24 protein-coding genes are annotated in these 25,296 nt (G+C 62.9%); 12 read left to right on the top strand and 12 right to left on the bottom strand.

The genetic code is table 11. The features are described from left to right. Position 1 precedes the first annotated feature (1 nt). The gene (locus Q0P59_RS07105; RefSeq protein WP_295005031.1) at positions 2-196 is read right to left on the bottom strand and encodes a hypothetical protein; all 195 of its coding nucleotides are present in this window, start codon (positions 194-196) and stop codon (positions 2-4) included. Positions 197-436: 240 nt separating this feature from the next. Continuing rightward, positions 437-2,401 (bottom strand): acetate--CoA ligase, encoded by a 1,965-nt coding sequence (acs, locus tag Q0P59_RS07100; RefSeq protein WP_295005029.1) that lies wholly within the window; start codon positions 2,399-2,401, stop codon positions 437-439. A 272-nt stretch (positions 2,402-2,673) separates the two neighbouring features. Between acs and Q0P59_RS07095 the strand changes: the two genes are divergently transcribed. The 3 genes from Q0P59_RS07095 (at position 2,674) to Q0P59_RS07085 (ending at position 5,619) form a co-directional block, all read left to right on the top strand. Continuing rightward, entirely contained in the window at positions 2,674-3,210 is a 537-nt protein-coding gene (locus tag Q0P59_RS07095) for a TIGR00645 family protein (RefSeq protein WP_295005027.1), read from the top strand. Between the two features lie 13 nt (positions 3,211-3,223). Beyond that, complete coding sequence (locus Q0P59_RS07090; RefSeq protein WP_295005025.1) at positions 3,224-4,756, top strand: fumarate hydratase; 1,533 nt, start codon at positions 3,224-3,226, stop codon at positions 4,754-4,756. An 86-nt stretch (positions 4,757-4,842) separates the two neighbouring features. Then, positions 4,843-5,619: a hypothetical protein gene (locus Q0P59_RS07085; protein WP_295005023.1), complete on the top strand. Its 777-nt coding sequence runs from the start codon at positions 4,843-4,845 to the stop codon at positions 5,617-5,619. A 50-nt stretch (positions 5,620-5,669) separates the two neighbouring features. On the opposite strand, the gene Q0P59_RS07080 is transcribed toward Q0P59_RS07085, so the two are convergent. Beyond that, complete coding sequence (locus Q0P59_RS07080; RefSeq protein WP_295005021.1) at positions 5,670-6,950, bottom strand: diguanylate cyclase; 1,281 nt, start codon at positions 6,948-6,950, stop codon at positions 5,670-5,672. Positions 6,951-7,238: 288 nt separating this feature from the next. Between Q0P59_RS07080 and Q0P59_RS07075 the strand changes: the two genes are divergently transcribed. The 3 genes from Q0P59_RS07075 (at position 7,239) to ilvN (ending at position 9,811) form a co-directional block, all read left to right on the top strand. Beyond that, positions 7,239-7,499: a hypothetical protein gene (locus tag Q0P59_RS07075; RefSeq protein WP_295005019.1), complete on the top strand. Its 261-nt coding sequence runs from the start codon at positions 7,239-7,241 to the stop codon at positions 7,497-7,499. Between the two features lie 327 nt (positions 7,500-7,826). Next, positions 7,827-9,497 carry an acetolactate synthase large subunit gene (gene ilvB / locus Q0P59_RS07070; RefSeq protein ID WP_295005017.1) on the top strand — a complete coding sequence of 557 codons (1,671 nt, stop codon included), beginning with the start codon at positions 7,827-7,829 and terminating at the stop codon, positions 9,495-9,497. 2 nt (positions 9,498-9,499) lie between these two features. Continuing rightward, complete coding sequence (gene ilvN / locus Q0P59_RS07065) at positions 9,500-9,811, top strand: acetolactate synthase small subunit (protein WP_295005015.1); 312 nt, start codon at positions 9,500-9,502, stop codon at positions 9,809-9,811. Between the two features lie 8 nt (positions 9,812-9,819). On the opposite strand, the gene Q0P59_RS07060 is transcribed toward ilvN, so the two are convergent. Beyond that, positions 9,820-10,167 carry a PilZ domain-containing protein gene (locus tag Q0P59_RS07060; protein WP_295005013.1) on the bottom strand — a complete coding sequence of 116 codons (348 nt, stop codon included), beginning with the start codon at positions 10,165-10,167 and terminating at the stop codon, positions 9,820-9,822. A 341-nt stretch (positions 10,168-10,508) separates the two neighbouring features. On the opposite strand from Q0P59_RS07060, the gene Q0P59_RS07055 reads away from it, so the two are divergent. The 3 genes from Q0P59_RS07055 (at position 10,509) to Q0P59_RS07045 (ending at position 12,924) form a co-directional block, all read left to right on the top strand. After that, entirely contained in the window at positions 10,509-10,991 is a 483-nt protein-coding gene (locus Q0P59_RS07055) for a bacteriohemerythrin (protein WP_295005011.1), read from the top strand. A 131-nt stretch (positions 10,992-11,122) separates the two neighbouring features. Next, complete coding sequence (gene menB / locus Q0P59_RS07050; RefSeq protein ID WP_295005009.1) at positions 11,123-11,947, top strand: 1,4-dihydroxy-2-naphthoyl-CoA synthase; 825 nt, start codon at positions 11,123-11,125, stop codon at positions 11,945-11,947. Further along, positions 11,944-12,924 carry an o-succinylbenzoate synthase gene (locus tag Q0P59_RS07045; protein ID WP_295005007.1) on the top strand — a complete coding sequence of 327 codons (981 nt, stop codon included), beginning with the start codon at positions 11,944-11,946 and terminating at the stop codon, positions 12,922-12,924. The genes menB and Q0P59_RS07045 overlap by 4 nt, the downstream gene beginning before the upstream one ends. Before the next feature lie 15 nt (positions 12,925-12,939). Here the strand turns inward: Q0P59_RS07045 and Q0P59_RS07040 are convergent, their stop codons facing one another. Beyond that, positions 12,940-13,566, bottom strand: coding sequence for a TetR family transcriptional regulator (locus Q0P59_RS07040; RefSeq protein WP_295005005.1), 627 nt, complete (start codon positions 13,564-13,566; stop codon positions 12,940-12,942). 126 nt (positions 13,567-13,692) lie between these two features. On the opposite strand from Q0P59_RS07040, the gene Q0P59_RS07035 reads away from it, so the two are divergent. From Q0P59_RS07035 to Q0P59_RS07025, 3 genes are read left to right on the top strand one after another with little or no spacing between them, the layout of a single operon-like run. Beyond that, positions 13,693-14,826 (top strand): efflux RND transporter periplasmic adaptor subunit, encoded by a 1,134-nt coding sequence (locus Q0P59_RS07035; protein ID WP_295005003.1) that lies wholly within the window; start codon positions 13,693-13,695, stop codon positions 14,824-14,826. Between the two features lie 9 nt (positions 14,827-14,835). After that, the gene (locus Q0P59_RS07030) at positions 14,836-17,958 is read left to right on the top strand and encodes a multidrug efflux RND transporter permease subunit (protein WP_295005001.1); all 3,123 of its coding nucleotides are present in this window, start codon (positions 14,836-14,838) and stop codon (positions 17,956-17,958) included. Then, on the top strand, positions 17,955-19,382 hold the full coding sequence (locus Q0P59_RS07025; RefSeq protein ID WP_295004999.1) for an efflux transporter outer membrane subunit: 1,428 nt from the start codon (positions 17,955-17,957) through the stop codon (positions 19,380-19,382). Before Q0P59_RS07030 ends, Q0P59_RS07025 begins: the two co-directional genes overlap by 4 nt. A gap of 106 nt (positions 19,383-19,488) precedes the next feature. On the opposite strand, the gene phaR is transcribed toward Q0P59_RS07025, so the two are convergent. The 7 genes from phaR to phaC form a co-directional block, all read right to left on the bottom strand. After that, positions 19,489-20,031 carry a polyhydroxyalkanoate synthesis repressor PhaR gene (phaR, locus tag Q0P59_RS07020; protein WP_295004998.1) on the bottom strand — a complete coding sequence of 181 codons (543 nt, stop codon included), beginning with the start codon at positions 20,029-20,031 and terminating at the stop codon, positions 19,489-19,491. Positions 20,032-20,606: 575 nt separating this feature from the next. After that, positions 20,607-20,831, bottom strand: a complete 225-nt coding sequence (locus tag Q0P59_RS07015) for a hypothetical protein (RefSeq protein WP_295004996.1) — start codon at positions 20,829-20,831, stop codon at positions 20,607-20,609. 223 nt (positions 20,832-21,054) lie between these two features. Then, positions 21,055-21,348, bottom strand: a complete 294-nt coding sequence (locus Q0P59_RS07010) for a HigA family addiction module antitoxin (RefSeq protein WP_295004994.1) — start codon at positions 21,346-21,348, stop codon at positions 21,055-21,057. Positions 21,349-21,357: 9 nt separating this feature from the next. Further along, entirely contained in the window at positions 21,358-21,636 is a 279-nt protein-coding gene (locus tag Q0P59_RS07005) for a type II toxin-antitoxin system RelE/ParE family toxin (protein ID WP_295004992.1), read from the bottom strand. 256 nt (positions 21,637-21,892) lie between these two features. Next, positions 21,893-22,636 (bottom strand): beta-ketoacyl-ACP reductase, encoded by a 744-nt coding sequence (locus Q0P59_RS07000; RefSeq protein ID WP_295004990.1) that lies wholly within the window; start codon positions 22,634-22,636, stop codon positions 21,893-21,895. A gap of 50 nt (positions 22,637-22,686) precedes the next feature. Continuing rightward, complete coding sequence (phbB, locus tag Q0P59_RS06995) at positions 22,687-23,427, bottom strand: acetoacetyl-CoA reductase (RefSeq protein ID WP_295004988.1); 741 nt, start codon at positions 23,425-23,427, stop codon at positions 22,687-22,689. Positions 23,428-23,447: 20 nt separating this feature from the next. After that, positions 23,448-25,178, bottom strand: coding sequence for a class I poly(R)-hydroxyalkanoic acid synthase (gene phaC, locus Q0P59_RS06990; RefSeq protein WP_295004986.1), 1,731 nt, complete (start codon positions 25,176-25,178; stop codon positions 23,448-23,450). Between the last annotated feature and the right edge of the window lie 118 nt (positions 25,179-25,296).

Genomic DNA, 25,296 nt, shown 5'->3' with positions numbered 1-25,296 from the left:
TTTACTTGCTCCGCCTCTCGGCGACCCAGGCCGCCAGGACTATCAGTCCGGCCCACACGCCGAAAAGGTAGAGGTAGCCGGCCGGAATCCCCCACAGGCTGCCGCCTGGCAGGCTGAGCAAGGGATAGGTCAGCAACGGAATGCCGAGCAGGCCGAGCGCGGCCAGCCGCTGGCGGGTCGGGCTCGCCCGTTTCATGTCCCACCCCGCAAAAATAAAAACGGCCGGCACGCCAAGCGTGCCAGCCGTTCGGGAATGCAGTCATGTGCGACCACACGGGAAGTCACCTTATGGGCGACCATTGTCTCCTCCTTGCCCCTTGTTCTGTCAGGATGATGTGGCAAGGCCATCATCCCTGTTGATCGTGTCAGGCCGGCAACCCGAAGATTGCCGGCCGGCGACCGGGTTTCACCGTAGGCAAAACCCGGCACGTTCGCCTTAGCCCTTCAGCTGTTCCAGAATGGCCGGGTTCTCGAGCGTCGAGGTGTCCTGCGTGAGTTCCTCGCCCTTGGCCAGGCCACGGAGCAGACGGCGCATGATCTTGCCGGAACGGGTCTTCGGCAGGTTGTCGCCGAAACGGATGTCCTTGGGCTTGGCGATCGGACCGATCTCCTTGCCCACCCAGTCGGACAGTTCCTTGATGATCTTCTTGGCAGCTTCCGGATCGGTCGGGCGAGCGCCCTTGAGAACCACGAAGGCGACGATGGCTTCGCCAGTCAGGTCGTCCGGGCGGCCGACGACGGCAGCTTCGGCGACCAGCGGGTTGGCGACCAGCGCGGATTCGATTTCCATGGTGCCCATGCGGTGACCGGAAACGTTCAGCACGTCGTCGATACGACCGGTGATGGTGAAGTAGCCGGTGTCCTTGTCGCGGATCGCACCGTCGCCAGCCAGGTAGTACTTGCCCTGGAAGTCGGCCGGGTAGTAGGACTTCACGAAACGGTCCGGATCGCCCCAGATGGTGCGGATCATGGACGGCCACGGCTTCTTGCAGACCAGGATGCCGCCCTGGCCCCACGGCAGGTCGGCGCCGGTCTCATCGACCACGGCGAACTGGATGCCCGGGAACGGCAGGGTGCAGGAGCCCGGCACCAGCGGCGTGGCGCCCGGCAGCGGGGTGATCATGTGGCCGCCGGTCTCGGTTTGCCAGAAGGTATCGACGATCGGGCAGCGGCCGCCGCCGACGTTGTCGTAGTACCACTGCCAGGCGGCCGGGTTGATCGGCTCGCCGACCGAACCGAGGATGCGCAGCGACGACAGGTCGTAGCTCTTCGGATGCACGGCGGCATTGCTGTCGGCAGCCTTGATCAGCGAACGGATCGCGGTCGGGGCGGTGTAGAAGATGGTGGCCTTGTGGTCCTGGATCATCTTCCAGAAACGGCCGGCGTCCGGATAGGTCGGCACGCCTTCGAAGACGATTTCGGTGGCGCCGCAGGCCAGCGGGCCGTAGGTGATGTAGGTGTGGCCGGTCACCCAGCCGATGTCGGCCGTACACCAGAAGGTATCCGACGGCTTGATGTCGAAGGTCCACTTCATGGTCATGATGGCGTGCAGCAGGTAGCCGCCGGTGGAGTGCTGGACACCCTTCGGCTTGCCGGTGGAACCCGAGGTGTAGAGCAGGAACAGCGGGTGTTCGGCTTCGACCCATTCCGGTTCGCAGGTTTCCGGCTGGTTGGCCAGGCCGTCGTGCAGCCACTCGTCGCGGCCGGCAACCATATTGACATCGCCGCCGGTGCGCTTGAAGACGATGACGTTCTTGACGGATTCGCAGCCGCCCATGGAGAAGGCCTCATCGGCGATCGGCTTGAGCGGGATGGCCTTGCCGCCGCGGAACTGGCCGTCGGAGGTGATCAGCATGACGGCGCCGGCGTCGTTGATACGATCGCGCAGCGACTGGGCGGAGAAGCCGCCGAAAACGATGGAGTGCGGGGCGCCGATACGGGCACAGGCCTGCATGGCGACGATGCCTTCGATGGTCATCGGCAGGTAGATGACGACGCGGTCGCCCTTCTTGACGCCCTTGGAACGCAGCAGGTTGGCCATCTTGCAGACCTTGGCCAGCAGTTCCTTGTAGGTGACCTTGGTGACTTCGCCGTTGTCGGCTTCGAAGATGATGGCGACCTTGTCGCCCAGACCGGCTTCGACATTGCGGTCGAGGCAGTTGTAGGAAACGTTCAGCTTGCCGTCGGCAAACCACTTGAAGAACGGAGCATTGGATTCATCGAGCGTCTGGGTGAATGGGGTTTTCCAGCTGATGAATTCGCGGGCACGCTTGGCCCAGAAACCTTCGTAGTCGGCTTCTGCTTCCGCGCACAGCGCCTTGTAGGCGTCCATCCCGGAAACCGCCGCATTCTTGACGATTTCGTCAGACGGATAGATAAGCTGCACGGACTCATTCGACATATTTTTCTCCTCTGCGGTACTTCGCAATTATGTTGAAACAACCGATCGGATCTCGGGCTTTCCCCCGGGACGTTTAAAGCCGCGCAAGCTGGAGAACACCTCATTCCCCTCGCCAGCGTTGAGGCGGCATTAGACCCGGATAATCTTACAAAGGACTTACGAAATCACGCTGCGCCGCAGCAATTCAGTAACTTTCCATGACAACCCTCAGCCCACCCCGGCAGACGCGCCCCCCGTGGTAAACTCGACGCCCCCAACCAACCGCCCTCCCGATGATGAGTTCGCCCGTCAAATCCCTCGAATCGTTCATCTTTGCCAGCCGCTGGATTCAGGCCCCGCTCTACGTCGGCCTGATCGTCGCCCAGGTGGTTTACTGCTGGCTGTTCATGGTCGAGTTGAGCCACCTGGTCACCGGCGCCTTCGGCCCGCACCACATGACCGAAACCGACGTCATGCTGATCGTCCTCGGCCTGATCGACGTGGTGATGATCGCCAACCTGCTGGTCATGGTCATCGTCGGCGGCTACGAGACCTTCGTCTCGCGCCTCGACCTGGACGACCATCCGGACCAGCCGGAATGGCTGTCGCACGTCAATGCCGGCGTACTCAAGATCAAGCTATCCACGGCGATCATCGGCATCTCGTCGATCCACCTGCTGAAAAGCTTCATCAATGCTGCCAACCTGTCCGAGCACACCCTGCTCTGGCAGGTTGTCATCCATCTGGTCTTCCTTGTCTCGGCCCTCGCCATGGCGCTGGTCGACAAGATGATGACCCAGACCCTCGCCTTGCAACACAAGAGCCACTAAACCGGAGTCCCGCATGACCGCCATCAAACAGGAAGACCTGATCCAGTCCGTCGCCGATGCCTTCCAGTACATCAGCTACTATCACCCGCTGGATTACATCAAGGCCTTGGGTGAAGCCTACGAGCGCGAGGAAAACCCCGCCGCCAAGGACGCCATCGCCCAGATCCTGACCAACTCCCGGATGGCTGCCGAAGGTCATCGCCCGATCTGCCAGGACACCGGTATCGGCATGGTTTTCATCAAGGTCGGCATGCAGGTCAGCTGGCCGGATGCGACGATGAGCATCCAGGAGATGATCAACGAGGGCGTCCGCCGCGCCTACGCCAACCCGGACAATCCGCTGCGCGCCTCCGTGCTCGCCGACCCGGCCGGCACCCGCAAGAACACCAAGGACAACACCCCGGCCGTCGTGCACTTCGAGATCGTCGAAGGCCACCACGTCGAGGTCATCTGCGCGGCCAAGGGCGGCGGCTCGGAAGCCAAGTCCAAGTTCGCCATGCTCAACCCGTCCGACGACCTGGTCGACTGGGTACTCAAGAAGATTCCGGAAATGGGCGCCGGCTGGTGCCCGCCGGGCATCATCGGTATCGGTATCGGCGGCACGCCGGAGAAGGCCATGCTGCTGGCCAAGGAATCCATCATGGCGCCTGTCGACATCCACGAACTGAAGGCCAAGGCCGCCTCCGGTGCCAAGCTGAGCCGTCCGGAAGAACTGCGCCTCGAGCTGATGGAAAAGATCAACGCGCTGGGCGTCGGTGCCCAGGGCCTGGGCGGCCTGACCACCGTGCTCGACGTCAAGGTGCTCGACTACCCCTGCCACGCCGCCAACCTGCCGGTCGCCCTGGTGCCGAACTGTGCCGCGACCCGCCACTGCCATTTCCACCTGGACGGCTCCGGCCCGGCCAAAATCGAGCCGCCGAAGCTGGAAGACTGGCCGGCCGTGACCTGGACGCCCGATCTCCAGTCGGCCACCCCGGTCAACCTCGACACCCTGACCAAGGAAGAAGTCGCCTCCTGGAAGCCCGGCCAGAAGCTGCTCCTCAACGGCAAGATGCTGACCGGCCGCGATGCCGCCCACAAGCGCATTTCCGACATGCTGGCCAAGGGCGAGAAGCTGCCGGTGGACTTCACCAACCGCGTCATCTACTACGTCGGGCCGGTCGACCCGGTGCGCGACGAAGTCGTCGGCCCGGCCGGTCCGACCACCGCCACCCGCATGGACAAGTTCACCCGCATGATGCTGGAGCAGACCGGCCTGATCTCCATGGTCGGCAAGTCCGAGCGCGGCCCGACCGCCATCGCGGCGATCAAGGACAACAAGTCGGCCTACCTGATGGCCGTCGGCGGCGCCGCCTACCTGGTCGCCAAGGCGATCAAGTCGGCCAAGGTCGTCGGCTTCGCCGACCTCGGCATGGAAGCCATCTACGAGTTCGATGTCGAGAACATGCCGGTCACCGTGGCCGTCGATTCTTCCGGCACCAGCGTGCATGAAACCGGCCCGAAGGAATGGCAAGTCAAGATCGGCAAGATCCCGCTCAAGGCCTGATTGCACGGCATGCATGAGAACCCGGCTGCGGCCGGGTTTTTTCATCCGCCTTCGTTCACGACCGATAGCCGACTCCGATTCAGGACATGTTCCGAAAATTTCGCATCGCCATCCTCATCCTCGTCCTGGCCACCGTCGGCCTGGGCGCGTGGCGGGCCAACGCCAGGCTGACCGCATGGGAGCACTCGGTGCACGTGGCGATCTACCCGATTGCCGCCGATGACTCGCCGGCCACACGCAACTACCTGAACAATCTGAGCGCCGACAGCTTCGACGACATCGCGCAATGGCTGCAAACCGAGAGTAATCGTCACGGACGCCCGGTCCTGCAGCCCGTCGTGCTGCAACTGGCGCCGCCCTTGAGCGACAGGCCGCCTCTCCCGCCGAACCGCGCCGGCGCGCTTGAAGCCATCCTGTGGAGCCTGCAACTACGCTGGTGGGCTTCCCGGCACGACGCCATCGCCGGACCCAAGCCGCAGGTCCGCCTGTTCGTGCTGTTCCACGACCCCGAATTGAACGGCAGGGCCCCGCATTCCACCGGCCTCGCCAAGGGCCAGCTCGGCCTCATCCACGCTTACGCCAGCCGCCAGCAACGACGGCAGAACAACGTGGTCATTGCCCACGAACTGCTGCACACCTTTGGCGCAACCGACAAATACGACCCCGCCACGCTGCAGCCCATCCACCCGCAAGGCTACGCCGAGCCGCAGCGCTCCCCGCGACTGCCGCAAGTTCGCGCTGAAATCATGGGGGGACGCACCCCGATCGACGAAAGCACCTCCGAAATACCGGCCAGCCTGGCAGAAACGGTCATCGGCCCGGATACGGCAAGGGAAATCGGCCTGCTGCGCCCCGAACGCTGACCCCGGCTTGCCGCCAGAGCAAGGCCCACGAGCACCTCAGGGCGTACCGCTCAGAGCATGCGCTCGGCCCGCGCCTTATCCCACAGGCGGCGCTTCAGGTCGTCGATCGGCAAGCCGAGGCGGAAGCTGCTTTCGATCTCCTTGAGCAGCGGAATCAACTGCAAGCCGACAGTACCGAGACAGGGACGCAAGACCGCCGGGTCGACCGATGCGAGCAGTTCCTTGAGCTGAGGCACAAACGCCTCGCAACTGCCGACGCCACTCCCTCTGGCATTGACTTTGGCGACAACCCGGTTGCCGCCCGCACGCTGCGCATCGTCGAGGCGGGCATCGGCCAGGTTCAGCAAGGCCTGCCCGGAAAGAGAAACGCCATCCTCGGGAATCACGGCCACGCCGGCACTGACCGTCAGGTCGATGCGCTGGCCGCGAACCGCGATTTGCGCCGTCGCCATCGCCTTGCAGATGCGATTCGCGAACCCCGAGCAGATGGCGGTCGTCGTCGCCGGTGCGACAATGACGATGCGCCCGCCCGGAAGCTGGCTGATGACATCCTCCGGCCTGATTTTCCTGGCGACCATGAAGGAGAATTTCTCGACCGTTCGCGCGACGAGCTCCTCGCCGTGCTGCGCGATCAGCTCCCGGTAGTTATCCAGGCCAAAGGCCAGAACGCCGACCCCGCGCCCTTCGAGGGCGCCGGGAAGCATTTTCGCCAACGCCGCCTCCAGGCTATCCTGCGCATACACCGGACTGTCGTGCCCCAGGTCCTCATCGATCGGCCCTGCCGCATCGAAACCCGAGGGCTCAAGCCCCGCCATTCCGCCCAGCGTTCCAAGAACGTCGCTGACCCCGACATCGGTGCGCGTCGCCAGGTCGTCCGGCTGGATTTCGGCGGCCGCGACGAGCACCGGAAACGCTACGGGCGCCGCCGCGTCGGCGGCCTCCAAGGCCTCGGGCGCCAGGCCCAACAGCATGGCGGTCACGCCATCCAGCGAGGCATTGCTGGAGTCCTTGGCAACAAAATCGGTGACACCGCGCGCACGGGCATGCATCCGCTCCGACTCGCCAAAGGAATTCGAGACGACGAGAAAGAACGGCAGCGACTTGAGGCGCGACAATTTGCTCTCGCGAATCCGCTCCAGCAGATCGAGGCCATCGAGCTTCGTCAGGCTGACGCCGGAGACGACGCCGACAATGGCGCTGTCGAGAACCAGCGTTTGCCAGGCAGACTCGCCGCTTGCCTCCTCGCGAACCTCGAAATGCTCGGCCAGCTGCTTGGACAGCGAGGCACGCACCACCTTCGAGGCATCGGCAACCAGAACTTTCCGCTTCACTGTCATCCTTTTGTCTGCACTCCGGGCCGTTTCAAACGCTCGGCCCATTTCATTCTTAGAAATGGGAGTGTAAGCGAGAGACAGTGCCCCCCGTCAAGGATCGAAGATGTAAATTCCGCTTGACCGACGAATGCAAGTAATTGATCGAGCTGAACTATTTTGTAGTATTTGGCGAATTTGCCATCACCCTCCCGGGCGCAACGCCAAGGCTATTTCCGGCAAAATGTGGAATACGCCACACACTACCCAGCTGGCATCGCGCTACCTTAGCGTCAGGAGGAAAACGACATGACGACCACTGCCAGCATCATCCTGTTCAAGAATGAATTCGTAGCCACATTGAGCGATGGTTGCCGCATACAGAAAGCCGAATTGCGTGAATTGGCCGATGCGCTGATCCATGCCGGCGTTCACCTCAACGGCGTGCAGTTCGAGTGGAACGGCAGCTCGGGCCAGCGCATGATCACCGCCGGGCAACAGGTCGCTTTCCGTGCCGAGATGCGGCGCCTGGAACGTCACCAGGTCAAGGGACTGGCCGTCGCGGCCTGAGCGGCAAACCACCGACCGATAGAACACCACCCAATACCCCTACTGTCAGCGCGCTTGATTTTCCCGAACGACTCGGCGATAGTTCAGGATCACTACAAATTTACCTGAACCAGACCCCGATGAACGCTACCCGACTCTTCCGCTCCGCCGCTGCCCACGCAGTGTCGCCGGTCGTCGTACGCGTAATTAAAGTAGGCGTCGTAACGCACGCGCCGTCGCGGGTCAGGTAAACGAAACACCAGGAATTCACCAACCCCCGCCGGCCCAAACCGGCGGGGGTTTTGTTTTGGAGCCCGCCGGTTGAGCCAACAACCCAAAGGAACCTCCATGACAGAAACACTGAACGGCGCCCAGATCACCGTGCGACTGCTTGAACGCCAGGGCATCCGCACCGTCGCCGGCATCCCCGGCGGCGCCATCCTGCCGATCTACGATGCCCTCGGGCAATCGTCCATCATCCATCACGTGCTGGCCCGGCATGAACAGGGCGCCGGCTTCATGGCCCAGGGCATGGCCCGCGCCACCGGCCAGACCGCGGTCTGCCTGGCCTCCTCCGGCCCCGGGGCGACCAACCTGCTGACCGCCATCGCCGATGCCAAGCTCGATTCGATTCCGCTGGTCGCCATCACCGGCCAGGTGCCCAAGGCCATGATCGGAACCGACGCCTTCCAGGAAGTCGATACCTACGGCTTGTCGATTCCCATCACCAAGCACAATTTCCTCGTCTCTTCGGCCGAGGAATTGCTGGAAGTGATCCCCCGCGCTTTCGAGCTCGCCGCCTCGGGCCGCCCCGGCCCGGTGCTGGTCGACATTCCGAAGGATGTGCAGATGCAGGCCATCGAGATCGGCGCCTGGCCTGCTCCCGGCCAGCGCCAGGCACCGCCGCAGGCCGACGGCTGGGCGCTGTCCGAAGCAGCGGCGATGATCAACGCCGCCAAGCGTCCGATCCTCTACCTGGGCGGCGGCGTCGTGCATTCGGGCGCCTCCGGGCTGGCCGTCCAACTCGCCGAAAAGGCCGGCCTGCCGACCGTGATGACCCTGATGGGGCTGGGCGCCATGCCGGTCGACCATGCGCTGTCGCTGGGCATGCTCGGCATGCACGCCGCCCGCTACACGAACCTGGCGCTCGACGAGTGCGACCTCCTGGTCGCCGTCGGTGCCCGCTTCGACGACCGCGCCACCGGCAAGGTCGCCGCCTTCTGCCCGCAGGCAAAGATCATTCATATCGACATCGACCCGGCGGAGCTGGACAAGATCAAGACCGCCCATATCGGCATCACCGCCGACGTCGAAGCGGCGCTGCTCCGGCTGATGCCGGCGGTTGCCGAGAACCGGCGGCCCCAGTGGCTGCAGCGCGTCGCCGACCTCAAAGCGGAGAACCCGCTGGCGATGCCCGACCTGGACAATCCGCTGTCACATTTCGGCCTGATCCGCACCGTCGCCGCCTGCCTCGACGACGCAGCCACCATCGCCACCGACGTCGGCCAGCACCAGATGTGGGTCGCCCAGGCCTATCCCTTGCGCCGCCCCCGGCAGTGGCTGACCTCCGGCGGCCTGGGCACCATGGGCTTCGGCGTCCCCGCCGCCATCGGCGCGGCGCTGGCCGAACCGGAGCGGACGGTGGTGTGCTTCACCGGCGACGGTTCGATCCTGATGAACATCCAGGAGCTGGTCACTGCCGCCGAGGAAGGGGCGAACGTCAAGATCGTGCTGATGAACAACGCGACCCTCGGCCTGGTGCATCAACAGCAGACATTGTTCTACGGGGAGCGGCTGTTCGCCTCGCAATTCAAGTCCACGCCCGACTTCGTCAAGGTGGCCCAGGGTTTCGGAATCGCCGCGGTCGACCTCGATCAGGCCGCCAACCCCTGCGCCGCACTGGTCGAAGCCATCAACCGCCCCGGCCCATGCCTCATCCACGCCAGCATCGATGCCGAGCAAAAAGTCTATCCCATGGTGCCGCCGGGCGCTGCCAACCGCGACATGATCGGAGCCTGAACATGAATGCCATCAACCGCCACGAACAAAATGCGCTGTCTCGCGCCGTTCTGGAAATCGACGTCAATAACCACCCCGGCGTCATGTCCCACGTCGTCGGCCTGTTCTCGCGCCGCGCCTACAACGTCGAAGGGATTCTCTGCCTGCCGCTGGGCGACGGCAGCCGCAGCCGGATCTGGTTGCTGGTCAACGAAGACCAGCGCCTGCCGCAGATGATGAAGCAGGTCGACAAACTCGAAGACGTGATCGGCATTCGACGCCACAACGCCGACCATGCGGTCTTCCAGAACCTGGAGGGGTTTTTCCGGAGCTGAGGAAGCGATCAGGAAGTTGCCGGCGCAAGCCGGCACTTCCGCTTGTATTCGCTGATCAGCTCGAGTTCCTCGTCGCTGATCGACTCGAAACGCAAACCCACCAGGCGCAGGCTCCCGACGCGGCGTATCCGCATCACGCTGACGTAGGCCTCGATGACGCCGCCCAAATCCGGCGACTCGATGCGGCACACGCCCACCTCGCCGCTGGGCTTGGCCCCCAGAACGCGCTCCTCGATCAGCACCCCGACGCCGGATACCGAAATATCCGAGGCCGGCAGCCGGAGGTTTTTCCCGCCCAGGCTGAGGTGAATTTCTCCCAGCAGGCGAACGCGGGGAGAGCGGCGACGTTCTTTCACGGTGGCATTCCAATCGAACTGGCGAAACTGCATTCTCACACGAGCAGCGCCGCAACGTACAGTCGTGCCGTGCTCCGGAAAACCGGGGCAAGCCGGTCGGGCAATCAAATCCCCAAATATTTCAAAGGCATATCCAAGCCCCCGGGGCCACCGGCGAACTGGCCAAAAATTGACCCAAATCAATAATACACCCCTGGAAATAGCGGAAAGTGTTGCCACAATTTCGCCAACATCGTTTCAGAGCACATCGCACCAGGCCGTCGCTTCACTGTTGGCTCACCAGAAAACAGCCCTTCGCAAGGTACCAAGGGCACCAGAATTGTGACTACGGGAGAACCGACATGCCCATCATTTGGGAAAGCAAGCTGGACACCGGGATCGACGTCATCGATTCCCAGCACCGACGCATCGTCGATTACATCAACGACCTGGAAATCGCCAAGGCCAAGGGCGACAAGGCCATGGTCACCGATGTCATCGAGCAACTGATCGACTACACGCAATCCCACTTCGGTTTCGAAGAGTCGATGATGGAAGAAGCCGGCTACAAGTTCATCAAGCCGCACAAGAAAGTCCACGAACTGTTCATCAAGCGGGTCACCGACTTCACGATGCGCGCCGCCAAGGGCGAGGATATCGCCGACGAACTGCACTCCATGCTGGCCAAGTGGCTGCTCAACCACATTGCCAACGAAGACCGGGACTATGCCGATTCGGTGAAGCAAATGGTCGGCCCCGAAGCGGCGCACCACGAAGTCGCGGTACCCAAGGCAGAAGCGCGCGCCGGTTTCATTTCGGGTTTGCTCGGCCGCTTCTTCCGCTGAGCCACACCGCCGGGAAAGCGCGCCAGGCCTTCGGCCGGCACGCTCTCCCGCGCCGATTCCCACGCGGCACATCAAATCGGCAACTGCCTGCCGACGCTATACTTCGGCTCATCGCAACCACTAGCCGAATCATGACGACAAGCATCCGCTGGCAAAGCGCCCACGCCTACTCCGACATTCTTTACGAAACCGCCGAGGGGATCGCCAAGATTTCCATCAACCGGCCCGAGCGACGCAATGCCTTTCGCCCGGAAACCGTCAAGCAGCTGATCGACGCCTTCCACCGCGCCCACCACGACAACGCCATCGGCGCCATCATCCTGACCGGCGCCGGCAGCGAAGCCTTCTGCTCCGGCGGCGACCAGAAGGTGCGCGGCGAGGAAGGCTACATCGACGAAGGCGGCACCCCGCACCTCAACGTCCTCGACCTGCAGATGCAGATTCGTCGCCTGCCCAAGCCGGTGGTCGCCATGGTTGCCGGCTTCGCCATCGGCGGCGGTCATGTCCTGCACCTGGTCTGCGACCTCTCGATCGCCGCCGACAATGCCCGCTTCGGCCAGACCGGGCCGCGCGTCGGCAGCTTCGACGCCGGCCTCGGCGCCGGGCTGATGGCGCGCACCATCGGCATGAAACGGGCCAAGGAAATCTGGCTGCTCTGCCGTCAGTACGATGCCGCCACGGCGCTCGACTGGGGACTGGTCAATGCCGTCGTACCAGTCGACAGGCTGGAAGAGGAAACGGTGAGCTGGTGCCGCGACATGCTGAAACTGTCGCCCATGGCGCTGCGCATGATCAAGGCCGGCTTCAACGCCGACACCGACGGCCTGGCCGGCATCCAGGAACTCGCCGGCAACGCCACCGGACTGTTCTACATGAGCGACGAAGGCCAGGAGGGCCGCAACGCCTGGCTCGAACGCCGCCCCCCCGACTTCGGCAAGTATCGCAAGCGCCCGTGAGGATCGTTGCCGCCGACTGGTTGCCCTACGCGCTGCCCTTGAAGCGCCCGTGGCTGACCAGCCGTGGCGAAATCACCGAGCGCAGGGGCCGCCTGTTGCGGCTGCGAACGAGCGACGGCCGGTGCGGCTGGGGCGATTCGGCTCCGCTGCCCGAGTTCGGCATTTCCGCCTCGGCGGCCGACGCCTTCGCCGAAGAAACCGCCCACCTCGATCTCGTCGCCCGGCATGCCGGCCAGCCCCTGCATCAATGGTTGTGCGGCGATGCGCCGGTCGCCAGCCTGGCCGTCAACGACAATCTCGGGGCCTTGTCGGACAACACGCCGGTCCTGCTCGCGATGGCAGCGGCGCAAGGCTATGCGGTCGTCAAACTCAAGGTCGGCGTCAAGCCGGTGGCCGAGGAAATCGCCCGACTGCATCAACTGGCCGCTGTCTCCCCGCCGGATATCGCATGGCGACTCGACGCCAACGGCGCATGGCCTCTCGCCGACGCGCAGGCTTTCGTATCGGGCTGCGCCGACCTGCCCATCGAAGGCCTGGAGGAGCCGCTGGCCGACCCCGGGCGGGCGGCGCTCGGACGCCTGCAATCGATGGCGCCCTGGCCCATCGCGCTCGACGAATCGATACAACTGATCGACGACGATTTCTTTCGCCATCCGTTCGTCCGCCGCCTGGTCGTCAAACCCGCACGGCACGGCGGGCTGCTGGGCAGCGTCGAACTGGCGCTGCGTGCCCGGTCCGCGGGCATCGAAACGATCGTCACGTCCGCCCTGGAAAGCGCCTGCGGCCTCGCCGCCTGCGCCCAACTGGCCGCCGCCGTCGCCCCGGAAAGCGTACACGGGCTGAGCACCGCCGTCTGGTTTGCCGCCGACAGCGGAACCCCCTACCCGGTTTGCAAGGGCAGGATGCAGCTCCCCGCCAGCCCCGGCCTCGGGTTTACGCCGTACGCCGCAGGCGCTTTCGCGCCGCCCGGCAACTAGGAAGAAACTCGGCGCTCAGGCAGGGGCGATGCGCCGCATCGCCATATGCACGCGGATCATGGCCGACACTTTCTGGGAAAGATCGGAAGCGCGCTGGCAACTCAGCAACAAGTGCAGCAAGCCGCTGGTAAAAGCCCAGGTATCGCGTGCCGCATCGAGCGGATCGATCCCCGGACGCAAGGTGCCCCGCTCCGCCGCCTGCCGGTAAACCCGCTCGATCTTGGCCAGGAAATCCTGTGCCGGGCGGCCGATCTCCTCCTCCACCGACGTGAATTCACCAACGTATTCGCAACGCGAAATCATGATCTCGAAGACTTCGCGTACCACCGAACTGTCCTCGAGCACCCTGAAGAACTCGCTAATCGACGCTTCGATCGCATCCAGCGGATTGTCGAAGCACTCCGACAGCAGATAGGCATCGGTGCGCTCGACCAGCGGGGCGAAGACGTCCTCGCGCATGGCGAAGAACAATTCCGCCTTGTCCTGGAAATGCCAATACACCGCGCCACGCGTCACCCCTGCCGCCTTGGCTATCTTTTCCAGCGTCGAACGACTGACGCCGCATTCATGGAATACCCGGCGCGCCGCATGGATGATCTCCTTGCGCGTCTGCTCCGCTTCTTCCTTTGTCTTTCTGACCACGATCTTTCTCCGGCGAACCATTTACCGTCAGTTACATCTGACAGTGCAATTTTACACAAAAAATTATTTACATACATTCATGAATGTTTATAATCATCGCAGCGAAAATAATCAAGGAGAATCCACGTGAACCCGACCGCTATTTTTCAGCGCAAGGCGCTGCCTTTCATTGTTTCGGCGTTGATCGGCGCCTTTGGCGCAGCCGGATGCTCCGGCGACAAGCAGGCGGGCGGCCCGCCGAAGCAGGGACCGATGCCGGTCACCGTGATCGAGATGCAGCCGCAGAAAGTGCCGACCAGCATCGAAATCATGGCGCAAACCGAAGGCGCCCGCGAAACCGAGGTGCGCGCCCGGGTCGGCGGCATCCTGGTCAAGCGCCTGTATCAGGAAGGCGATACCGTCAAGGCTGGGCAACCGCTGTTCCAGATCGACCGTGCGCCCTATGAGATCGCACTGGCCGAAGCCAAGGCCAAGGCCGAGCAGACGGCGCGCGAAGCCGGTCGCCTGAAGGGCCTGGCCGAAGCAAAAGCCATCGCCCAGAAGGACTACGACGATGCCGTGTCGGCCAATGCGATGGCCCAGGCCGCGCTGCGCCAGGCCGAACTGAACCTGTCATGGACCACCGTCACCGCCCCGGTGGCCGGTACCACCGGCCGCGCCATCAAGTCGGACGGCAACCTGATTTCAACCGCCGACAGCCTGCTCACCTCGATCTACCAGACCAACCCGATCTGGGTGCGCTTCAGCCTCGGCGAAAGCGACCTGGCCAAGTTCCCCAACGGGCGCATGACGCAAAAGGACATCAAGGGCGTCGAACTGGTCATGCCGAACGGGCAGACCTACGAAAAGCGCGGCAAGCTGAATTTCCTCGCCACCAATATCGACACCACGCTGGGCACGCAGCAGTTGCGCGCCGAATTCGATAATGCCGGCGGCCAGCTGCTGCCCGGCCAGTTCGTCCGCGTCCGCATCCTGACCGGCGAGCGCGACGGTGTCTTCCTGGTGCCGCAATCGGCGGTGATGCAGACCGAGCAGGGCACGCTGGTGATGACCGCCGGCCCCGAGGACAAGGTCGCGCCGCGCCCGGTCAAGGCCGGCGAATGGTATGGCAAGGACTGGGTCATCCTCGGCGGCCTCAATGCCGGCGACAAGGTGATCGTGGACAACCTGATCAAGCTCCGTCCCGGCGCGCCGGTCGCGCCCAAGGGGCCGAACGATGCGCCGGCGGGCATGGCGGCTGGCGCCCCGGCCAAGCAATAAGGAATCGCCATGGCTAAATTCTTTATCAACCGGCCGATCTTCGCGTCGGTCATCTCGATCATCATCGTCATTGCCGGGCTGGTCGCCTCGCAGGTATTGCCCGTCGCGCAATACCCGCAGATCGCCCCGCCGACCGTGCTGATCACCGCCACCTACCCGGGCGCCTCGGCCGAAACCCTGGCCAAGACCGTCGCCGCGCCGATCGAGGAGCAGCTCAACGGGGTCGAGAACATGGTGTATTTCACCTCCTCGGCCAGCGCCAACGGTTCGGTGACCATCACCGCCACCTTCGAGGTCGGCACCAACGTCGACATGGCCGCGGTGAACGTCAACAACCGCGTCAAGGCGGCCGAGCCGCGCCTGCCGGAAGCCGTGCGGCGCAATGGCGTGATCGTCCAGAAGCGCTCCAACGACATCCTGCAGGTCGTCGCGCTGAAGTCGGAGGGCGGCAGGTACAACACGCTATATCTCTCCAACTACGCCAGCCTGAACATCGTCGATGAACTCAAGCGGGTCAAGGGCGTCGGCGACGTGACCATTTTCGGTGCCCAGGACTATTCGATGCGCGTCTGGCTGAAGCCTGACCGCATGGCCCAGCTTGGCCTGACCTCGACTGAAATTGCCGCCGCCATCAGCGCCCAGAACGCCCAGAACGCGGCCGGCAAGATCGGCCAGGAGCCGGCGCCGAACGACCAGCAACTGGTCTACACGGTGACCGCCAAGGGGCGCCTGCTAAGCGAGGAGGAATTCGGCAACATCGTCATTCGCGCCAGCGGCCCGGGCGGCCTGCTGCGCCTCAAGGACATCGCCCGCATCGAGCTCGGCGCCTACAGCTACGACCAGCGCGTGACGCTGGACGGCCAGCCGACCATCGCCATGGGCGTCTTCCTGCAGACCGGCGCCAATGCGCTGGAAGTGTCCAATGCGGTCAAGGCCAAGATGGCCGAGCTCAAGGGCAAGTTCCCGGAGGCGATGGATTACGTCATTCCGTTCGACACCACCCTGTTCGTGTCGGCTTCGATCAAGGAAGTCGTGCATACCCTGATCGAGGCCATGATCCTGGTGCTGGCCGTGGTCTTCATCTTCCTGCAGAGCTGGCGCGCCACGCTGATCCCGATGGTCGCCGTGCCGATCTCGCTGATCGGCACCTTCGCCGGCCTGTGGCTGTTCGGCTTCTCGATCAATACGCTGACCCTGTTCGCCATGGTGCTGGCCATCGGTATCGTGGTTGACGACGCCATCGTCGTGCTGGAAAACGTCGAACGCCTGATGGCCGAAGAGAAACTCCCGCCCAAGCAGGCGGCGATCAAGGCCATGCACCAGGTCACCGGCGCGCTGATCGCCATCGTGCTGGTGCTGTGCGCGGTGTTCGTGCCGGTCGCCTTCCTCGGCGGCATCGCCGGCCAGCTGTACAAGCAGTTCGCCGTCACCGTGGCGGTGGCCGTGGTGCTCTCCGGCGTCGTCGCGCTGACCCTGACGCCGGCCCTGTGCGCCCTGCTGCTCAAGGCCCAGCACACCGAGAACAAGCTGTTCGCCCCGTTCAACCGGGCCTTCGAGCGCCTGACCGAAGGCTACACCAGGGCTGTCGGCTTCACCCTCAAGCACGGCATCGTCGGCGCCCTGGTGTTCGCCGTGATCATCGGCGGCACCGCCCTCTTCTTCCGCGTCATCCCGGGCAGTTTCGTGCCGGCCGAGGACCAGGGCTACCTGATCTCGGCGCTGATGCTGCCGGACGGTGCCACGCTGAAGCGCACCGAGAAGACCGGCGAAGGCATGCGCCAGATGATCGCCAAGGACGAGGCGGTGAAGCACACCTTCATCGTCTCCGGCTTCGACCTGATCGGCGGCGGCAACAAGCCGAACGCCGGCACCATGTTCATCCCGCTCAAGGACTGGTCCGAGCGGCAGGGCAAGGCGCAGGACCTGGCCGGCAAGTTCATGGGCTTCGGCATGATGCAGCCGGACGGCATGGGCCTGGTCTTCAACCCGCCCCCGATCATGGGCCTGGGCACCGCCGGCGGTTTCGAAGTGTATGTCCAGAACCGCGTGGACGGGGATGCGCGCAAGCTGAACGAGGTCACCCAGGCCTTCATGGCCGAGTTGCAGAAGCATCCGGAATTCACCCGCGTGTCGACCTTCTTCCGTCCGACCGTGCCGCAACTGTACGTCGAGGTCGACGAGCAGAAGGCGCTGGCCCTGGGCATTCCCGTAGCCGACATCTACTCGACGCTGCAAAGCACGATGGGCGCCCTCTACGTCAATGACTTCAACAAGGCCGGCCGCGTCTATCGCGTGCAGTTGCAGGCCGAGGCCAACTACCGCATGAAGGCGGACGACATCGGCAAGGTTTATGTGCGCAGCGCGACGAGCAACGCCATGATCCCGCTGTCGGCGGTGAGCAAGGTCCGGAACGTCGTCGGTCCGGAACAGGTCGAGCGCTTCAACGGCTTCATCGCCGCCAAGGTGATGGGCGACTCGAAGCCGGGCGTCAGCTCGGGCGACGCGATCAAGATCGTCGAGGAAGTCGCCGCCGCGACCCTGCCCGACGGCTACGGCATCGCGTGGACCGGCCAGGCCTTCCAGGAAAAGCGCAGTTCCGGCTCGTCGCTGCAGGCCTTCGGCTTCGCCATCGTCATGGTCTTCCTGATCCTCGCGGCCCAGTACGAGAAGTGGTCGCTGCCCGTCGCCGTCGTGATGGCCGTGCCCTTCGCCCTGATGGGTGCGCTGACCGCGATATGGCTGCGCGGCATGCCGAATGACATCTACTTCCAGATCGGCCTCGTCGTGCTGATCGGGCTGGCGTCGAAAAACGCTATCCTGATCGTCGAGTTCGCCGCCCAGAAGTACGCCGAGGGCATGACTGCGGCGCAAGCTGCCGTCGAAGCCGCCCGCCTGCGCCTGCGGCCGATCATCATGACCTCGCTGGCCTTCGTGCTCGGCGTCTTCCCGCTGGTCAAGGCCACCGGCGCCGGCGCTGCGGCCCGCCAGTCGATGGGCACCGGCGTCTTCGGCGGCATGCTCGCCGCCACCTTCATCGCCACGCTGTTCATCCCGCTTTTCTTCAAGTGGCTGGAGCGCGGCAAGCAGATCGACCCTTCGCACCTCGAAAACAACGAGGAGGAAAAGGCATGAATTCCCGCACCCTCATCCGTCTGACCCCGCTCGCTTTCGCACTCGCCCTGAGCGGCTGCGCCGTCGGCCCGGACTACCTGCGCCCGGCATCCCTGCTGCCGGCCGTCTTCAGCGAAGCCAAGCCGGCCGAAAACGTCGCCGTCGCCAGCAACCCGGCCATCAACCCGGCGTGGTGGACGCTGTTCAACGATGCGACCCTGAACGACCTGGTCGATCAGGCGCTGACCGGCAACGCCAGCCTGCGCCAGGCCATCGCCCGCGTCGAGCAGGCCGATGCCGTGGCCCGCGAGGCCGGCGCTTCCTTCTTCCCGCAAATCGACGGCTCGGCCGGCGTCAGCAACACCAAGGCCAGCACCAGGACAGCCACCTATGTCGCCACCCAACCGCGGATTCGCCAGGCGCGCAGCGCCGGGCTGAGCACATCGTTCGAGCTCGATGTCTGGGGCCGCATCCGGCGCACCAACGAAGCGGCTCAGGCCAGCATCCTGGCCACCCAGTATTCCCACGACTCGATTCGCCTGAGCGTCGCCGGCCTGGTTGCCGACACCTACCTCGCCCTGCGCGCCTACGATGCCCAGCTCGCCGTCACCGCCGAAACCGTGAAGACGCGCGAGGAAAGCCTCAAGCTGGTCAAGACCCGCGTCGACGCCGGCCTGGCCTCGCCGCTCGACGGCTACCAGGCAGAAGGCCTGCTGGCGGCCGCGCAGGCCCAACTGGCCGAGCAACGTCGTCAGCGCACGCTGGCCGAGCACCAGCTCGCCCTGCTCACCGGCAATCCGACACTGAAGATTGCGGCCGGCGACCTCAAGCAGTTGCCGATCCTGCCCGAACCGCCGGCCGGCCTGCCAGCCGACCTCGTCGAAGGCCGCCCGGACGTGCGCCAGGCCGAGCAGGAACTGATCGCCGCCAATGCCAGCATCGGCGTCGCCAAGGCCGGTTACTTCCCGAAATTCACGCTCACCGGCAGCCTGGGCAGCGAGAGCAAGACGCTGTCCGACCTGTTCAGCGCCGGCTCCAGCACCTGGTCGCTCGGCCTGTCGGCCTTGATGCCCATCCTCGATTTCGGCCGCACCTCGGCCCGTGTCGACCAGGCCAAGGCCCTCAACCAGCAATCGCTGGTCGCCTGGCAGAACAGCCTGCAGACCGCCTACAAGGAAGTCCGCGATGCGCTGGTCAGCCTGCGCGAGTACGGCGAGGAGGAGAAGGCGCAAGGCACCCGGGTCGACCGCGCCGAAAAGGCCATGGCCGTCTCCCGCCTGCGCTACGAAGCCGGCCATGCCGGCTACCTGGAAGTGCTCGATGCCCAGCGCACCCTGAACGAGGCGCAACTGTCCGCGATCGGCGTCCGCCAGGCCCGCCTGAGTACCTCGGTCGAACTGTTCAAGGCCCTGGGTGGCGGCTGGAAGGCCGACAGCCAGAGCTGATCGCCAGGAAAAACGGGCGGCGACTTAGTAGCGCCGCCCGCCAACGAAAAATGGCCGTCGAAACGGCCATTTTTTATTCATCGGCGACAGGCGCCGGCGGGAAACCCTACTTTTCGGGCTTGTCCTGGAAACCGGTGAACATGTTGCGCGTCTGGCTCTGCAGTTGATCCTGCATCGACTGGAACATCTTCTTGGACTGGTCCATGTAGGCAGTCATCATGCTCTGCATGGCCGGCTGCTGGAAATTCAGGAACTGGTTCCAGAAATCGGTCTGCAGATGCGTGTTGTCAGCGGCACCATAAATGGTTCGCGACTGATCCTGCAGCTTCTGCTGGAAATCGACGAAGGTCTTCATGTTGTTTTCCAGGTACTTGCCCAGCATGCCCTGCATGGTGCTGCCGTAGAAACGGATGAAGCCGGAGAGCAGTTCGCTGGAGAACATCGGTACGCCGCCGGTTTCCTCCTCGAGGATGATCTGGAGCAGGATACTGCGGGTGAGGTCGTCACCGGTCTTGGCATCGACCACCATGAAAACCTCGAACTTGAGCACCAGATCCTTGACGTCGCCAAGGGTGATGTACGCACTCGTCTTGGTATCGTAAAGACGACGGTTGGGGTATTTCTTGATCAGGCGTACCGGTTCCGACATGCTGCGATCCTCAAAACATTGGTTTGTGTGCAGCGCAACATTATACGAAAAAACTGAGCCCCCACAGGCGCCCGTTTGCTGCTGCGATGCAAAATTTCAGCAATATTTCATGCTGAAATCCACACTGGTGTACCGGCGGTTCGGCAACAATCCGGGGAATTGACGGCACCCCAAGCCATGCAACCCTTGCCTCCGACCCATGTCCAACCCGCAGCAACACGCCGGAGAAGAAACCCGTGCTAGACGCCATTCTCGACAACCACCTGCTGCTTTCCATCCTCATCCTGCTTGTCCTGTTCCTGGTGCCAGCCCTGCTTTTGCGCGGCCGTGGCGTGAGGAATTCTCACGGCAATGACCGCCGAAAAGGCCAGCGAACAGGTGGCGACCGCAGGGCATGATGGCTCAGCGGACAGTTGTCTTCTTCTCGAACAATCGACACGGCTGCGCCGATGCCTTCTGAACCAGACGAATCGGCGATTGTTGGCTTTTGAAACCGAAAGCCCTGCAGCCATAGCGGAAGTTCGGATCATGCGTCACATAGTGATGCATGCACCCCATGCAACTCGGTGGCGTACTCAGTTCTCGATCTTCCGCCACCCTTTGCCCTCCATGCAAGCATGCATCCTCCGTACGCTGGCATGGGTGACCATGCCATCGGTGCCGCTGTAGGTCTGCGCCTTGCAGAAGCGTTCATCCTGCTCGTAGTTACCGCCAGGCTTTTCCCAGTGCCACTTCGGCGCGAGAATTGAACAGGCTGACAGCAAGAGCGCAGCCACGGAGAGCGATAACAAACGGTTCATTTTTCTACCTCGACAAGCCGCTCACGTATTTCTTTCAATAGAAAAAAGCCCGGAAAACCGGGCTTTTCAAGGCGTTGCGATTACCAGCGACAGGCGCCGGCAACCAACATCGTTACTGTAGTACATCAATAAGCCTCTATCGATTGCAGCACAATGATTCCTCATTCCGATCATTGATCAAGCTACTCACTGGGCTACTCGTTTCAACAATGCTTGGCAGTTTTTAAGCAGCCTTGGCATGCCTGACACTAACCACCGGGCGGCACTGCTCAGCCTGCCACAAATCATAGGCAAGCTGTCCCTTAAGCCAGTTCTCGGCAGTCGGTCCATCGAGCCATGCTTCCAGACGCAGAGCCAGGTCGATACTGACCCCGGCCTTACCGTTCAGCACGCGCGACAGCGTTACCCGGTTGATACCCAACTCTTCGGCCGCCTGCGTCACCGTCAGACCAAGCGCCGGCAGAACATCTTCCTTCAAGGTTTCGCCGGGGTGCGGCGGGTTATACATGCGTCCCATGCGATTCTCCTAGTGATAGTCCTGGTAATCGACCAGGATGGCGTCCTCGCCTTCAAACGTGAAAGTCACGCGCCAGTTTCCGTTGACCGTCACCGACCAGTGATCGGCAAGATCGCCGGCCAGCGGATGCAGCTTCCAGCCCGGCATATTCATTTCCTTGGCCGACCGCGCGTCGTTCAACTGGCGTAGCTGACGAGCCAATCGAGCAGCGTGATCCGGGCGAATTCCCGATTTGTTGCCAGTCTCGAAAAACAGCTTCAGACCCTTATGTTTGAAGTGTTTGATCATGGCAGACATTGTAGCGCGATGCGCTACACACTACAACCACACCAATCGCGGAGCAGAGGGTCGGGGGTTCGAGTCCCTCCGGGCTGCGAACTGAACCTTCCAAGATTGCAAATCTGCGCAGTTCTCTTGCCATCGCACGGCTGCTCACTTTTCCCGACCAATGGCAACTTACAGGCAATAAAAAAGCCCTGATTTACAGGGCTTTACCTAACCCCATGCGTCTTACTGCGACACATGGGAAAGCATCAATCTACGGTTACTGGTAGTACAGGCCGCCGTTGATGTTGATGGTGGCGCCGGTGGTGAAGCCGGACAGTTCGTTCGACAGGTAGGCGCAGGCGTAGCCGATTTCTTCCGGCTTGGCCAGACGCTTCATCGGCACGGAGTCGACGATGGTCTGCAGCACTTCCGGCTTGATGGCCATGACCATCTTGGTGGCGACGTAGCCCGGGCAGATGGCGTTGACGGTCACGCCCTTGTTTGCCAGTTCGGCGGCCAGTGCCTTGGTGAAGCCAATGACGCCGGCCTTGGCAGCGGAGTAGTTGGTCTGGCCAGCCTGACCCTTGACGCCGTTGACGGAGGAGATGTTCACGATGCGACCCCAGCCGCGCTCGGCCATCTTGGCGGAGACTTGCTTGGTCATGTTGAACAGCGAGGTCAGGTTGGTGGCGATGACGGCATCCCAGCCATCCTTTTCCATCTTGGCAAACATGCGGTCGCGGGTGATACCGGCGTTGTTGATCAGGATGTCGATCGGGCCAGCAGCGGCTTCAGCTTCGGCAACCATCTTCTGGCAGTCTTCCAGCGAGGAAACGTCGCCAGCGACACAGACGAAATCGTTGAAACCGGCGGCAGCCATATCCTTCAGCCACTCTTCCTTGTTGTCGAATTGCGGGTGGTAAGAAGCAACCACCTTGTGGCCGGCAGCAGCCAGTTGCTGACAGATTGCGGTTCCAAGACCACCCATAGCGCCAGTAACGAGAGCAATACGTTGCGTCATAGTATTTTTCCTTCCTTGATTTAAATAGAGCGGGGTAAAAAGTACGTCGGTCAGAACATGTGCTGGCCGCCGTTGATGGAAATATTGGCCCCGGTGACGAATGCCGCTTCATCGGAAGCGAGATAGGCAACGAGGCCGGCGATTTCTTCCGGTTTGCCCAGGCGGTTGACCGGGATCTGCGGCAGAATTTTCGAATCGAGGATTTCCTGCGGAATGGCGGTCACCATCTTGGTACCGATATAACCCGGGGAAATGGTGTTCACGGTCACGCCCTGCTTCGCCACTTCCAGGGCCAGCGCCTTGGTGAAGCCATGCATGCCTGCCTTGGCCGCCGAATAGTTGGTTTGGCCGAAGGCGCCCTTCTGGCCATTGACCGAGGATACGTTGACCACGCGCCCCCACTTGCGCTCGATCATGCCGTCCATGACCTGCTTGGTCATGTTGAAGACGGAATCGAGATTGGTGTTCATGACCGCATCCCAGTCGGCCTTGGTCATCTTCTTGAAGGTCATGTCGCGGGTGATGCCGGCGTTGTTGACCAGCACGTCGACCGGGCCGACCTCCCGGGTCACCGTATCGACACAGGCCTTGGCCGAATCGAAATCGGTCACGTCGCACGGGTAGGCCTTGAAGCCATAGCCCATGTTGTTCATGCCCTTCAGCCATCCATCCACCTTGGCATTGCCCGGCGAATACGTGGTCACGACCTTGTAGCCCAGCGCTGCCATCTTGATGCAGATGGCTTCGCCAAGCCCGCCCATACCGCCGGTAATCAGTGCAACTCGGGACATTTTTATCTCCTCGGGAAGTTTTATACCGCGCGTTCCTTGACGTAGCGTCCGGGCGCTGGCTCGATGGCCTTGTATTTGGCATTTCCCGGCTTGCGCGGTGCCCGCTGCTCTCCTGACAACGGTTTCAGCCAGCCGGCCCAGTCGGCCCACCAGCTTCCCTTCCTTTCCTCCGCCGCGGCCAGCCAGCCCTCGGCATCGGTTTTCACCTCATCGTTCACCCAGTAGCTGCGCTTGTTCTTGCTGACCGGATTGATCACCCCGGCGATGTGGCCGGAAGCGCCCAGCACGAAGCGAATCTTGCCGCCCAGCAGGCGTGTGCTCTGGTAGGCCGACTGCCACGGCACGATGTGATCCTCGCGGGTGGCCAGCAGATAGACCGGCATGTCGAGCTTGCCCAGGTCGACCTGCTCGCCGCACATGGTCAGCTTGCCCGGCACGCGCAGGCTGTTTTCCAGATACATGTTGCGCATGTACCAGGCGGCGAACGGTCCCGGCAGGTTGGTCGAATCGGAGTTCCAGTAGAGCAGGTCGAAAGCCTGCGGCTTCTGTCCCTTGAGATAGTTGCCGGTCACGTAGTTCCAGACCAGGTCGTTGGCGCGCAGAAAGGAGAAGGTATTCTGCAGGTCGCGCGCCGGCAGCAGTCCGCCCTGGCCGATCGTCGACTCGCGTGTCGCCACGCCTTGCTCGTCGATGAACAGGCCGATTTCGCCGGTATCGGAGAAATCGAGCAGCGTCGTGAGCAGGGTCAGCGACGCCACCGGGCTCTCGCCACGGGCCTTGAGCACGGCCAGGGCCGAGGTGAGAACGGTGCCGCCGACACAAAAGCCCAGCGCATTGACCTGCTTGACCTTGGTGATTTCCCGGGCCACCTGCAAGGCGGCGATCGGCCCCTGCTCGAGGTAGTCGTCCCAGCCGAGATGTCCCAGTTCTTCCTGCGGGTTGCGCCAGGAAACCAGGAATACCGTGTTGCCCTGCTCCACAGCGTAGCGGATCAACGAATTGTCCGGCTGCAGGTCCATGATGTAGAACTTGTTGATGCACGGCGGCACGACGACCAGCGGCCGGGTTCCGACCTTGGGGGTGAGCGGCGCGTACTGGATCAACTGCATCAGGTCGTTTTCGAAAACGACGGCACCTTCCGTCGTCGCGATGTTCTTGCCGACCTCGAACACCGACTCGTCGGTCATCGAAATACGGCCTTTTTCGAAATCCTTGATCAGGTTGTTGATGCCGTCGGTGATGCTCTGCCCCTTGGTTTCGAGGGCCAGTTTGATGAACTCAGGATTGGTCGCGGCGAAATTCGACGGCGCCATGGCATCGGCCATCTGGCGTGCCAGGAAACGCATGCGCTCCTTGGCCTTGTCGTCCTGGGCCGGAATCACCTCGACCATCTGCTTCAGGTACTGGGTATTGAGCAGGTAGGCCTGGTGCAGGTAATCGTAGATCGGGCTTTCCTTCCACTCCGGTGCCGAAAAACGCCGATCGCCCGGCTCCGGCGCCACCTTGAAGGCGGGTTCCTGGCCCTGCTGCTTGGCGAGTACCGACTGCCACAGCGACATCTGCTGGTCCATGAACTGTTTCTGCAGCGTAGTCAGCGCCTGCGGATCGGCAACCGGCGGTGGCATGGCAGCGGACTGAGCGCCCGACTTGCCGAGATAATCCATGAACTGCTGCATCATGTTCTGCCCTGCCTGCATGAACTGCGCGGCAGAACCCATGAAAGCGTCGTTGTTGTTCGATCCCTGCGCCATGGGAAGTCTCGTATCTGTAGTTTCGGGGGCTTGAGCCTCTGGATTCTCCATACCCGCTTCGGCGCTGTCAATGCATTTGCATGCATAATTCTGGCGTCGCGGACGCCCTCGCGCCGTA

Source organism: uncultured Dechloromonas sp., assembly GCF_945957265.1.
In the GTDB taxonomy this organism is placed as follows: Bacteria; Pseudomonadota; Gammaproteobacteria; order Burkholderiales; family Rhodocyclaceae; genus Azonexus.
Note: the sequence above shows the minus strand (reverse complement) of the source record. Positions and strands in the feature narration are given on the sequence as shown.

Bases quoted from the DNA above. Each gene is read 5' to 3' on its own strand.
- Q0P59_RS07105 (WP_295005031.1), bottom strand. From the start codon at position 196: ATGAAACGGGCGAGCCCGACCCGCCAGCGGCTGGCCGCGCTCGGCCTG.
- acs (WP_295005029.1), bottom strand. From the start codon at position 2,401: ATGTCGAATGAGTCCGTGCAGCTTATCTATCCGTCTGACGAAATCGTC.
- Q0P59_RS07095 (WP_295005027.1), top strand. From the start codon at position 2,674: ATGATGAGTTCGCCCGTCAAATCCCTCGAATCGTTCATCTTTGCCAGC.
- Q0P59_RS07090 (WP_295005025.1), top strand. From the start codon at position 3,224: ATGACCGCCATCAAACAGGAAGACCTGATCCAGTCCGTCGCCGATGCC.
- Q0P59_RS07085 (WP_295005023.1), top strand. From the start codon at position 4,843: ATGTTCCGAAAATTTCGCATCGCCATCCTCATCCTCGTCCTGGCCACC.
- Q0P59_RS07075 (WP_295005019.1), top strand. From the start codon at position 7,239: ATGACGACCACTGCCAGCATCATCCTGTTCAAGAATGAATTCGTAGCC.
- ilvB (WP_295005017.1), top strand. From the start codon at position 7,827: ATGACAGAAACACTGAACGGCGCCCAGATCACCGTGCGACTGCTTGAA.
- ilvN (WP_295005015.1), top strand. From the start codon at position 9,500: ATGAATGCCATCAACCGCCACGAACAAAATGCGCTGTCTCGCGCCGTT.
- Q0P59_RS07055 (WP_295005011.1), top strand. From the start codon at position 10,509: ATGCCCATCATTTGGGAAAGCAAGCTGGACACCGGGATCGACGTCATC.
- menB (WP_295005009.1), top strand. From the start codon at position 11,123: ATGACGACAAGCATCCGCTGGCAAAGCGCCCACGCCTACTCCGACATT.
- Q0P59_RS07030 (WP_295005001.1), top strand. From the start codon at position 14,836: ATGGCTAAATTCTTTATCAACCGGCCGATCTTCGCGTCGGTCATCTCG.
- Q0P59_RS07025 (WP_295004999.1), top strand. From the start codon at position 17,955: ATGAATTCCCGCACCCTCATCCGTCTGACCCCGCTCGCTTTCGCACTC.
- phaR (WP_295004998.1), bottom strand. From the start codon at position 20,031: ATGTCGGAACCGGTACGCCTGATCAAGAAATACCCCAACCGTCGTCTT.
- Q0P59_RS07015 (WP_295004996.1), bottom strand. From the start codon at position 20,831: ATGAACCGTTTGTTATCGCTCTCCGTGGCTGCGCTCTTGCTGTCAGCC.
- Q0P59_RS07010 (WP_295004994.1), bottom strand. From the start codon at position 21,348: ATGGGACGCATGTATAACCCGCCGCACCCCGGCGAAACCTTGAAGGAA.
- Q0P59_RS07005 (WP_295004992.1), bottom strand. From the start codon at position 21,636: ATGATCAAACACTTCAAACATAAGGGTCTGAAGCTGTTTTTCGAGACT.
- Q0P59_RS07000 (WP_295004990.1), bottom strand. From the start codon at position 22,636: ATGACGCAACGTATTGCTCTCGTTACTGGCGCTATGGGTGGTCTTGGA.
- phbB (WP_295004988.1), bottom strand. From the start codon at position 23,427: ATGTCCCGAGTTGCACTGATTACCGGCGGTATGGGCGGGCTTGGCGAA.
- phaC (WP_295004986.1), bottom strand. From the start codon at position 25,178: ATGGCGCAGGGATCGAACAACAACGACGCTTTCATGGGTTCTGCCGCG.